Annotated in this window: 4 protein-coding genes; 2 read left to right on the top strand and 2 right to left on the bottom strand. The window is 67.5% G+C overall.

Annotated elements, in window-relative coordinates:
* Positions 1 to 136: 136 nt before the first annotated feature.
* On the bottom strand, positions 137 to 901 hold the full coding sequence (locus R2676_RS21330; protein WP_206273673.1) for an SDR family NAD(P)-dependent oxidoreductase: 765 nt from the start codon (positions 899 to 901) through the stop codon (positions 137 to 139).
* A 131-nt stretch (positions 902 to 1,032) separates the two neighbouring features.
* Here R2676_RS21330 and R2676_RS21325 point away from each other — a divergent pair, with 131 nt between their 5' ends.
* A complete protein-coding gene (locus R2676_RS21325; RefSeq protein WP_206273674.1) occupies positions 1,033 to 1,959 on the top strand; it encodes a LysR family transcriptional regulator in 927 nt (308 codons plus the stop codon).
* Between the two features lie 69 nt (positions 1,960 to 2,028).
* Positions 2,029 to 3,267, top strand: coding sequence for a serine hydrolase domain-containing protein (locus R2676_RS21320; RefSeq protein ID WP_206273675.1), 1,239 nt, complete (start codon positions 2,029 to 2,031; stop codon positions 3,265 to 3,267).
* Positions 3,268 to 3,343: 76 nt separating this feature from the next.
* Here R2676_RS21320 and R2676_RS21315 read toward each other — a convergent pair whose 3' ends face one another.
* The gene (locus R2676_RS21315; RefSeq protein WP_206273676.1) at positions 3,344 to 8,287 is read right to left on the bottom strand and encodes an autotransporter-associated beta strand repeat-containing protein; all 4,944 of its coding nucleotides are present in this window, start codon (positions 8,285 to 8,287) and stop codon (positions 3,344 to 3,346) included.
* Positions 8,288 to 8,471 lie beyond the last annotated feature (184 nt).

The following is an 8,471-nucleotide window of genomic DNA, read 5'->3' as shown; positions in this document are numbered from 1 at the left end:
GGAATGGAAGCAGGCCATGAACCAGTTCGCTATCCTCTATGCGGATCGATTCGTTCGACCGTCCGTGTGATTCTCAACCCCCGCCTCGAACACGGAAATACTGACACTCCCGCCAAGTGTCGCGGTCTGCCGCTGCTTACAGGAACATCCCGCCCGACGCCTCAATCCGCTGCGCATTGATCCACCGGTTATCCGGCGACAGCAACGAGGCCACCACACCGCCAATATCGTCCGGCAGCCCAGCGCGCCCCAGCGCCGTATTGGACGCCACCATCGCATTGAGGCTCGCGTTGTCGCGCACCGCACCGCCCCCAAAGTCCGTCTCGATGGCGCCCGGCGCGACCACATTCACGGCAATGCCGCGCGGGCCGAGTTCCTTCGCCAGGTAGCGGGTCAGCACCTCCACCGCGCCCTTCATCGCCGCATACGCGCCGTAGCCGGGCAGCGCAAAGCGCGCCAGCCCCGACGAGATATTCACGATGCGCCCGCCGTCCGCCATGAGTGGCAGCAGGATCTGCGTGAGGAAGAACACGCCCTTGAAATGCACGTTCATCAGTTCGTCGAACTGCGCTTCGGTGGTTTCGGCCACCGTGGCATGCACGCCCACGCCGGCGTTGTTGACGAGGTAATCGAAGCGCTCGGCCTTCCACTGCGCCAGCACGCCGCGCACGGCCTCGGCAAAGGCGGGGAACGTGGCGATCTTGCCGGCGTCGAGCTGCAAGGCGGCGGCGCGGCGGCCCTGGGCAGTCAGTTCAGCGACGAGGGCATCGGCTTCCGCGCGGTTGGTGCGGTAGGTGAAGATCACGTCGCTGCCGCGCTGGGCCAGCTTCTGCACCATGTTCTTGCCAAGGCCGCGGCTGCCGCCGGTGACGATCGCGATGGGGGTATGGGTCTGCGTCATGTTTGCTCTCCGGTTGGTTTTGGGATGGGTGTCGAACACCGTGAGAGCATGGTATTGGGCGACAAACAAAGAATAAATCTCGCTTATCCTATCGCTGTGTTTTCTCACAGATAACAATCAACCCACCCGCCATGTCCACCAACCGACTCGAAGCCATGCAGATTTTTGTGCGCGTGGCTGAACTTGCCAGCTTCACGCGCGCGGCAGAAGCCTTGAGCATTCCCAAGCCGGCCGCCTCGGTGGCGGTGCAGCAGCTGGAGACGATGCTCGGCACGCGCCTGCTGCACCGGACCACCCGCAAGGTGCAGCTCACGCAAGACGGCCAGACGTTCTACGAGCGCTGCCAGGATCTGCTGGCCGACATGGACGAACTGCAGACCATGTTCCGCCAGAGCCCGCAGGCGCTGCGCGGCCGGCTGCGCGTCGACATGCCGGTGGGCGTTGCGCGGCGCATCGTCATCCCCGCCCTGCCCGCGCTGCTCGATGCGCACCCCGAGCTGGAAATCGAACTCTCCAGCACCGACCGCCGCGTGGACCCGGTGCGCGAAGGCTTCGACTGCGTACTGCGCATCGGCACCCTGACCGACAGCAGCCTCATCGCCCGCCCGCTCGGCCAGTTGCATCAGGTGAACTGCGCCAGCCCGGCCTACATCGCGCGCTATGGCATGCCGAAAACGCTCGACGACCTCGACCACCATCGCATCGTCCATTACGTGCAGACGCTGGGCACGAAGTCGCCGGGGTGGGAATACACGATGGACGGCCGCTCCGCGTTCCGGCCGATGAAAGGCGCGGTGACGGTCAGTTCGGCCGAGAGCTACGACGCAGCGTGCCGCGCGGGGCTGGGGATGATCCAGGCACCGGTGTACGCGGGGCTGTCGTCGGCGATTGCGGACGGTACGCTGGTGGACGTGATGCCTGACTTCCGGCCGCCGCCGATGCCGGTCTCGCTGGTGTATCCCAACCGGCGAAACCTGCCGGTTCGGGTGCAGGTCTTCATGAACTGGATGAGCGAGTTGCTGGAGCCGTATCTGGAACCGCTGGGCACGAATGCGTAGGCGCTCCGCCATGCGGCCGGTGTAGTCTCACGGCTTGCCGCCGCTAGCAACTTCACCCCTGCACCGGTCATGAAAGCTCTCCGATATTGCGCAACGTTCGCGCTGCTCGCCTGCAGCGTCGCCATCGCCTCGCCCGATGAAGATCGACTCGGCAAAGCGCAAGGCTATCCGCTTGCGCCTAGCGCGGCGCGCATCCACGAGGCGCAGTACATCGTCGGCGCTTTAAGCGGCATGGACCGCATCTCGCCGTCTTGCGAACTGGCGCCGGCCGACCAACCGGTGCAGCTCAAGATCGCAGACAAGGAGGCGGATGTCCGGTATCGCTTCCGCAACCATGACTACACGCTGGCCGACTACATGGAGCATCAGCGCGCGACCGCTGTGCTGATCGTTCAGGACGGCGTCATCCTGGCCGAGCATTACGGCTACGACCGCACGCGAGACATGCGCATGCTGTCCAACTCGATGGCCAAGACGCTGGTTGCACTGGCCATCGGCAAGGCGCTGGAGGATGGAAGCCTGCACTCGCTGGATGACCGTGTTGACCACTACGTGCCGGACCTTGCAGGCACGCTGTACGGTGAAACGCGCATCGTCGATCTGCTGCGCATGGCCTCCGGCGCGAAGTACGTCGAGGACTACACCCCCACTGACGACCGTGCACGTTTTCTCAAGACGGCAGCACAGCAAGGCGTGCTCGCGGCCGCGGCCCAGGTCAACGAACGCGCCGATGCGCCGGGCACGCGTTTCAACTACGCGGGCGCGCAAACCGAAGTGTTGGCGCTCGTGCTGCAGGCGGCGACGCACCGCAGCCTGTGCGACTTCGTTGACGACAAGCTATGGAAGCCGATGGGGGCCGAAGCCAAGGCGACCTACCTCCTGCGCCAGTCCGACGGATCGGCGTTTGCACAAGGCGGCTTCAATGCAACGGCGCGGGACTACGCGCGCCTCGGGTCGATGCTGGCCAACGATGGCGTCGTGCAAGGCCGGCAAGTCGTACCGCGCGACTTCCTGCTCGACATGACCGACGCAGCGCGCCAGCCCGATGCGTTTCGCCCGGGGCAGATGACGTATCACGGCAGCCGCTATTACGGCTACGGCTTCCAGGTCTGGCTTTTGCCGGGACAAGCACGGCGATTCGTGCTGCTCGGCATCCATGGGCAGGCGATCTACGTGCACCCGCAATCCCGGCTCACCATGGTCCATCTTGCGGTGGGCCAGGACGCGTCGGGCGATGCAAGCGGCGCGCACCTGGGCGCCGAGCGTGATGCGTTGTGGCGCGGCGTTGTGGAGAAGTTTGGCCGCTAGACGCGCCGCTGGTGCTGGTAAAAAAAACGCGCCGAGATCACGTCGGCGCGTTTTTTCTTTCAGCACGCGGCTTCCGTTAAAACCGATGGTTGACCCGCACATACGCGGACTGCGCAGACACGTGGCTCGTGTTGATGGTGGCATCCACACCCAAGGACACCGTGGTCGCCTTGGCCGCCTGAAGCGTGACGCTGGCCCCCGTCGTCAGGAACGAACGCGGCAGATCGGTGCCCGGGGCCGCGAACACGGTGCCGTCCTGGCTCTGCACCTGGACGACGCGGCCGGCGTTCATCAGCTCATGCGCATAGCCCAAGCGAAGTTGCACGTTGACGGGGCGCACGTCTCCGAAGGCCTTGTCGAGCGTGACTCCCACATACGGCTGGAGGCTGCGCGCGCTGTCCGGGCCGACTTGCAGGTTCTGGCCGTGGGCGCCGTCCTCTCCGAAGCCGCTGCCGCGCACGTAGGCGTAGCGCAGGCCCAGGTGCGGCGCGATGCGGAGGCCGCCGATCTCCAGGGGCAAGCTGGCTTGCGTGGCAGCCGTGAATTCGTGCGCGAGATGGTCGCCCTCGGCGGTGCCCACGCTGCCGAACGGCCGCTTCTGCGAGAAGAAGTCGAGCCCATAGCCCACCGTGGCCGACAGGTTGATGGCGCCCATCGGCTGTGCGCCGTAAAGGGCCACGCGCAACGTGTCGATGCCGCCCGATGCGCCGGTTGTGTCCTCGCCGAGCGTGGTGTGCGTGTAGCCGCCCGCCGCGCCGACGGTGGCCGCGCCCATGCGGCCCTCCGCTCCCGCCAGGAACCCGTAGGCGTGCGTGAGGAAGCCCGGCGCATTGCCTGTGCCGCCCACCTTCGTGCTGGAACCGCTGGCCATAGCCCAGACGTTGTTGGCGCCGCCCAGGGCATCTTGCGGCCCGGACAACCGGCCGAGCAGCGCGGCGTTGGCGCTTTGCGCCTGCAGCAGCGCCGTCGTGCCGAGCGCCGTGTAGATGGAGGTTTTTGTTGGGGCGACGACGGTCCCGCCGCCGGGTGCACCGGGTGCGCCAGGTCCACCGGGCGTCGTTGCTTCCGCGAGCAGCACGTCGACCGCATTCGCTCCGTAGTCGACCGAGGTCTGCAGCGAGCCGAGGCTGGCACCCGCCGTGGCGGTGTTGACGTTGGCGAAGCGGCCCGTCACGCCGTTGGCCGCGCTCAGCACGGTGTAGCGGCGCGCGGTATAGGTGCCCGGATCGAACACGATGGCAAGCGACCCGCCGAGTGCCGCGGCACCGCCCACGCGCAGTTGCGAGGCGTCCGTCGGGCTGACCTCGATGGCGAGCGTCCCGCCCGACGCTTGCGTGTAATTGCCGCCAACGGACAGCGTGCCGATGGAGCCGCCCGGCGCGACCACCCCGCTGCTGCTCACATCGCCCGAAACCGTGCCGTGGCCGCGCAGCGTGCCCAGCGCGTTCACCAGGACATTGCCGCCAAGCACGGCACTGGCGTTTGCCGCATCGCCGACGGCCAGCGTGCCGCCTGCCACCGTGGTCGACCCAGAGAAGCTGCTGCTGACACCGTTCAACGTGAGCGTGCCCGTGCCCTGCTTGATCAACGATCCGTTGCCGCTCAGGCTGCCGCCGAAGGCTTGGGAGGAGTCGTCAGCCAGCGTCAGCGCGCTGCCATTCAGCACCACGCGGCTGCCAGCGACGCCAGACAGATGGGCGACCGTCTGGCTGGCTCCTGCGGACAGATCGAGTGCCGACGTTGCGCCCGTGAGCGTGACGGTCGTGCCCGAGGCCAGGCGGCCGGCACCCGTCAACGCCAGCGTGCCGGCGTTGATCGTCGTTGCACCGCCATAGGTGTTCACGCCGGACAGAGTTTGCGTGCCGCCATTCAACGTGAGGCCGCCCGTGCCGCCGATGGCGCCGCTAAAGGTGCCGGCTGCGTTGGCGAGCGTGAGCGTCCGGCTGCCCAGGGCCACTGCGCCTGAGCCTGTCAGAGCGTTGATCGTGGCGCCGGAGGTCGTCCCTGAAATATCGAAGGTGCCGTTGTTCGCTACGCCGCTCGAAGCCGCGATGCTGCCAGCGCCGGACAGCGCGAGCGTGCCGCCGCCGATCGTCGTTGCGCCGGTAAAGCCGTTGACGCCCGACAGCGTTTGCGCGCCACCGCTGACCGTGAGGCCGCCTGTCCCCCCAATCGTGCCGCTGAACGTGCCGGCTGCGTTCGCAAGCGTGAGCGTCCGGCCACCCAGGGCGACGGTGCCAGAGCCGGTTAGTGCGTTGATGGTGGCGCCGGAGGTCGTCCCCGAAATATCAAACGTGCCGTTGTTCACCACGCCGCTCGAAGCCGCGATGCTGCCGGCGCCGGACAGCGCGAGCGTGCCGCCACTGATCGTCGTTGCGCCGGCAAAGCCGTTGGCACCCGACAAGGTTTGTGTGCCGCCATTCAACGTGATGCCGCCCGCGCCGCCGATTGCGCCGCTAAAGGTGCCGGCTGCGTTGGCGAGCGTGAGCGTCCGGCTGCCCAGGGCGACGGCGCCTGAGCCTGTCAGAGCGTTGATCGTGGCCCCGGAGGTCGTCCCCGAAATATCCAACGTGCCGATGTTCACCACGCCGCTGGAGGCGGCAATGCTGCCAGCGCCGGACAGCGCGAGCGAGCCGGCACTGATCGTCGTCGCGCCGGTAAAGCCGTTGACGCCCGACAGCGTTTGCGCGCCACCGCTGACCGTGAGGCCGCCCGTCCCCCCGATCGTGCCGCTGAACGTGCCGGCTGCGTTGGCAACCGTGAGCGTCCGGCCACCGAGGGCGACGGTGCCCGATCCGGTCAATGCGTTGATCGTGGCGCCGGACGTCGTCCCCGAAATATCAAACGTACCGTTGTTCACTACGCCGCTGGAGGCAGCGATGCTGCCGGCGCCAGACAACGCGAGCGTGCCGGCACTGATCGTCGTCGCGCCGGTAAAGCCGTTGGTCCCCGACAGTGTTTGTGTACCGCCTGCGATCGTGAGGCCGCCCGTACCGCCGATTGCGCCGCTAAAGGTGCCGGCTGCGTTGGCGAGCGTCAGCGACCTGCCACCAAGGGCGACGATGCCCGAACCCGTCAGTGCGTTGATCGTGGTGCCGGACGCTGTCCCCGAAATATCGAACGTGCCGTTGTTCACCACGCCGCTCGACGCGGCAATGCTGCCAGCGCCGGACAGCGCGAGCGTGCCGGCACTGATCGTCGTTGCGCCGGTAAAGCCGTTGGCGCCCGACAGCGTTTGCGTACCGCCGGTGATCGTGAGGCCGCCCGTGCCGCCGATGGCGCCGCTGAAGGTGCCGGCTGCGTTGGCAAGCGTGAGCGTCCGGCCACCGAGGGCAACGATGCCGGAGCCGGTCAATGCGTTGATGGTCGCGCCCGAGGTCGTCCCCGAAATATCGAACGTGCCGTTGTTCACCACGCCGCTCGAAGCCGCGATGCTGCCGGCGCCGGACAGCGCCAGCGTGCCCGCATTGATGGTCGTGCTGCCGGCATAGCCGGCCGTGCCCGAGAGGGTCAACGTGCCGGCTCCGGCCTGCACCAGATTGCCGGCGCCGCTGATGGTGCCGGCGTACGTCACTGCGTCGCTGCGATTGAAAGCCAGTGTGCCGTTGTTGACGATGTTGCCGGCCACCGAACCGGTGGTGCCGCCGTTGCCGATCTGCAGCGTGCCCGTGGTGATGGTGGTCGCGCCGGTGTAGGTGTTGTCGCCCGTCAGCGTGATCGTTCGACTGCCGGTGACGCCCACGCTGCCCGCACCCGATATGACGCCTGACACCACGAGGTTCGTCGTGGTCGAATCGAGCGTGACGCGCGACGTGGCGTCGCCCAGCGTGACGTTGTTGGAGAGCGAGAGGCCTGCAGTGCCGGCAGTGATCTTGGCTGCCGCTCCCGCGGCCACGTCGAGGTTGCCGATGATGTTGGAACCCGTCACCAGTTGCAGCGTGTTGTTCGTCCCATTGAACTGGATGGCTGCCGCACGCGTCACGCCGTCGCTGGACAACCCGCCGCTGATCGTGCCGCCATTGACGATGACGGCGCCGTTGGCAATAACGCCCGCGCCCGCGGCACCGCCGTTGCCCGCGCCGCCGGTAATCGTGCCGACGTTGGTCAGCACGTTGAACGCGGCGGCCAGGTTGACGCCCGCGCCACTGGCACCGGCCGTGCTGCCCGCGCCACCGGCAGCGCCGCCAACACCGCCGACGATCGTCCCGATGTTGGTCACCTGCGAGCCGGACCCCAAGGTCAGCAACCCATCGCCGCCGCCACCGCCGCCACCCGGGTTTCCGCCGCCGCCTCCGTTGCCGCCATTGCCACCGACCAGCGTGCCTTGGTTGTTCACTTCGCCGACCGGCGTCACCATCACCAGGCCTGCGCCGCCACCGCCGCCGCCTCCACCGTTGGAGGCCGCCCCCGATGTGCCGGCCCCGCCATTTCCGCCCGCGCCACCCTGCACGGTCACCCCGTTGCTGACAGTGACGCTGGTGCCCGTGGAATACACGGCCGCACCGCCGCCACCCGCACCGGCTGCAAAGTTGAATCCGTCGTACGCTTGGCCTGCGCCGCCCTGCGCGTTTGCGTTGACCACGGCATCGCCAGCGAGTACGACGGCCGGCGAGCCTCCCGCGCCGCCCTGTCCGCTGTCGTTCGTGGCACCGGTACCGCCCGTCCCGCCCGAAGTCGGCCCGCCCGGGACTTGGACAGTGGCCGAACCGCCGCCCAGCGTCGAAGAACCGCCGCCACCGCCGTTGCCGCTGCCGCCGTTACCGCTGCGGTTCGGGATGCCGGCGCCGCCAGCCGCGCTGCAATTTGCGATCGTGCTCAGCGAGCAGGTCGCGGCCCAGCCGGGGAGCGCCGCACCGGCCAGCCCGAGCGATACGCTGATTGAAAGGATGGAAGCGCGCCGACGCGCATGCGTTGTGTCGCCGCTGGCGTCAACGCCCCCGTGCGATGCCTTGGTCAGTTCCGATACCACTTGCGGAGCACGCAAGGTGCGGCTCCAGACCAGCCGATAGACCCGGTTCATGTTGATCCCCTCGTCGCATAGACCCATGGGTCGGGCGCTGATCATGGAGAGGCAGGACCGTGGCGCGAGTGACCCGTTTTTTTGTGTTGTCGTTCTCTGGCGCGCCGGCTGGGGTACTGCGTTTTCGGCTCATCGGCCGGGGCGCATGCGCGCGAAATATAACATTTGCCTAGGAAATATTGCC

Source organism: Ralstonia flatus (assembly GCF_958439105.1).
Lineage (GTDB): Bacteria > Pseudomonadota > Gammaproteobacteria > Burkholderiales > Burkholderiaceae > Ralstonia > Ralstonia flatus.
This window is presented reverse-complemented; position numbering and strand designations above follow the sequence as displayed.

What these genes read in the sequence shown, in the direction of transcription:
- R2676_RS21330 (WP_206273673.1), bottom strand. Translation starts at nt 901, where the DNA reads ATGACGCAGACCCATACCCCCATCGCGATCGTCACCGGCGGCAGCCGC.
- R2676_RS21325 (WP_206273674.1), top strand. Translation starts at nt 1,033, where the DNA reads ATGTCCACCAACCGACTCGAAGCCATGCAGATTTTTGTGCGCGTGGCT.
- R2676_RS21320 (WP_206273675.1), top strand. Translation starts at nt 2,029, where the DNA reads ATGAAAGCTCTCCGATATTGCGCAACGTTCGCGCTGCTCGCCTGCAGC.
- R2676_RS21315 (WP_206273676.1), bottom strand. Translation starts at nt 8,287, where the DNA reads ATGAACCGGGTCTATCGGCTGGTCTGGAGCCGCACCTTGCGTGCTCCG.